Genomic DNA, 2,394 nt, shown 5'->3' with positions numbered 1-2,394 from the left:
CAGATTTAGCGAGATTTTGTTCTTCATTTTCGCAGATGACTAAGAGAATTTCATCAGAATTGATAAACACTGGTTTTGTCACAAATGCCTCCATACAGCCTATTGGCAAAAGTTATTTTCTAAGATATGGGATTTTGATACCGAAATGGTAATTTAAAGTTAATACCAAAATGGTTATTTTTTATTTTTTATTTTTTTATGAGTAGAAAAAATGGATGAAAAATGGTCGATTAATACGCAAATATTGGAACTATGGAATAAATTGACAGAAGATGAAAAAAGAGAGTTTATTCTTTTTTATCTTGATAAAATGAAGAAAGGAGATCAAGAAGTTTAACCTTATTATCGTAGCTTAGATGCTCTAACATATCTTCAATTTGTTCATCTAAGCTATTAGGCTTATTTCCTGAAAACAACAGTTGTTTGGGGGTAATTTTTAAGTGTGGCGCCAAACGTATAGCCCACTCTTTTGTTAATTTTCGTTGTCCATTTTCTAAACGAAAAATTTGTGGCTGACTCGTCCCTACCAATTCGGCTAATTCTTTTGAAGTTAAACCTACTTTTTGTCTGAAAAATTTCAAATTATTCATGATTCTTATCCTAATTAAAAAAAAAATCCTTTCAAATGCCAATATGGTAAAATACGCTTGTTTTAATAATACCGATATGGTATAAAGAGGAATGTCTAAACTAAAACTGTATTTATCAAAGAATAATATTACTTATGCCGAGTTTGCTATTTTGGTAGGTGTTACGCAAGCATCTATAGCACGCTATGTGAATAAGAAGCGATTTCCGCATCCTAGGATAATACAAAAAATAGCAGAAGTTACTGATAATTACATAAATCCTAGTGATTGGTATCAAGAGAATTTTTCTTCAATTTCTAAAAGCCGCGTTGTTGATCAGACGGTCGATAGATTGCAGCATTAAGGAGATCAAAATGAGTTTAAATGAAATAATATTGATAGTTGTGTGTGTAGTATTTGGAGCATTGCTTTTATGCGGAGTGATGTTTCGTATTGCTTTGTATTATCGTGACCAAGTTAAGAGGCTTAAAGAGGAAGTTGAAACTCTAAAATTAAAAATTGGGCATTTAACAGACGAGTTACAAAATAAACAGCATGAATGTTCAAGAGAAATTCAGAATGGCATGGATAAGAGTTTTTTAAATATCAAAAATGCATCAGAAATTAGAGAACTGAAGCAAAAGATAGATGAATATGAAGCAGCGTTCAAACGGAAAAACGAAGTTATAGATGCACTCGAAGCAGATGTTCAATCACGTGATACGGAAATTGAAGAACTGAAACAAAAGATAGAAGAACGTGACGACGAGGAAATTGAAGAACTGAAGCAAGAGATTAAACAGCGTGATGAAGCAGTAAAAGCGCCGCTTCATAAGAATAAGAAGAGTAAGAAGAAGGGTAAGTGAGGAGATAGAGATGAATGCAGGATCGTATACTGGTTTAATAGTATCTATAGCTATAAATATTCAATTAGCTATTCAACTTTATCTATTTTATAAAGAATTACAAATAGTTAAAAAGGAAATAATGAAGAAAAATGAAAAAATATGGAGGCAAGAAGAGGAAATCCAAAGATTATCTTATCCTAGCATGTTCTCTTCTTCAAAAGATAGAAAAAAATCTGGCCAAAACTTAGTTTGAACTACTCTTTCTGGGTGATTTGATGAAGTGTGTTCAATTATAAAGATTGGTACAGTTTCGATATTTGGTTTGAGGTGGCGAACTGTGAGAAAAAATTCTCTTTCTTCATCTTCCTTTAGATTAAAATAATTGCATATATCTTGCGATTTTAAGTCTGCTGTAAAAGGATTTTTAAAACTCATATATTTCTCGTTTTCGAGGATTAAAGATAGCGGATAATCTCCTAGGAAACTACCTTCAACAAATGCAAATGGGCTTTCATCAGGTATACGAAAATTATTCATTTTTATTGGATGTTTTGTAGGATTTTTTATGATTACCTCTATGTCAATAAGGAAATCTTTACCGCTCTTATGTGCGCATGGTTCTCCTTCTATAATAGCCTCTAGATTTGGACCTAAGTCTCGTCTCTCTTTTTCTTTCCATAAGATGGATAGATGTTCTTTTGCTGTTTCAGATTGTTTTTGTAATTGTCTTAGTTGTTTATTGAAATTTATAAGATCTATTTTTCGATTTCTACAACCTAACCATATTCCAAAAAATGAGATGAAAGTTGGTACTATTAATGAAATAATATCAATCACATCTTTATCTATTTGCATACTTCTTACACCCTTCTTTCCTTCATTTTCGGAAAAAAACAATCTTATAAAACACGTTTTGTATGGAGCGGTGTGGTGAATAACACGATTCTTTGTTTTGATCTAGGTACGAAGATGGGGTG

Annotated in this window: 4 protein-coding genes; 2 read left to right on the top strand and 2 right to left on the bottom strand. The window is 31.8% G+C overall.

What is annotated here, in order from left to right; translation table 11 throughout:
* Positions 1-287 precede the first annotated feature (287 nt).
* Entirely contained in the window at positions 288-590 is a 303-nt protein-coding gene (locus tag ACFIMQ_RS09200; protein WP_375617123.1) for a helix-turn-helix domain-containing protein, read from the bottom strand.
* Between the two features lie 91 nt (positions 591-681).
* On the opposite strand from ACFIMQ_RS09200, the gene ACFIMQ_RS09195 reads away from it, so the two are divergent.
* Positions 682-933: a helix-turn-helix domain-containing protein gene (locus ACFIMQ_RS09195; RefSeq protein WP_375617124.1), complete on the top strand. Its 252-nt coding sequence runs from the start codon at positions 682-684 to the stop codon at positions 931-933.
* Between the two features lie 10 nt (positions 934-943).
* Complete coding sequence (locus ACFIMQ_RS09190) at positions 944-1,435, top strand: hypothetical protein (protein ID WP_375703910.1); 492 nt, start codon at positions 944-946, stop codon at positions 1,433-1,435.
* A 174-nt stretch (positions 1,436-1,609) separates the two neighbouring features.
* Here the strand turns inward: ACFIMQ_RS09190 and ACFIMQ_RS09185 are convergent, their stop codons facing one another.
* Complete coding sequence (locus tag ACFIMQ_RS09185) at positions 1,610-2,272, bottom strand: hypothetical protein (protein ID WP_375703909.1); 663 nt, start codon at positions 2,270-2,272, stop codon at positions 1,610-1,612.
* Positions 2,273-2,394 lie beyond the last annotated feature (122 nt).

This window comes from Bartonella sp. AD13SXNS, assembly GCF_042196465.1.
In the GTDB taxonomy this organism is placed as follows: domain Bacteria; phylum Pseudomonadota; class Alphaproteobacteria; order Rhizobiales; family Rhizobiaceae; genus Bartonella.
This window is presented reverse-complemented; position numbering and strand designations above follow the sequence as displayed.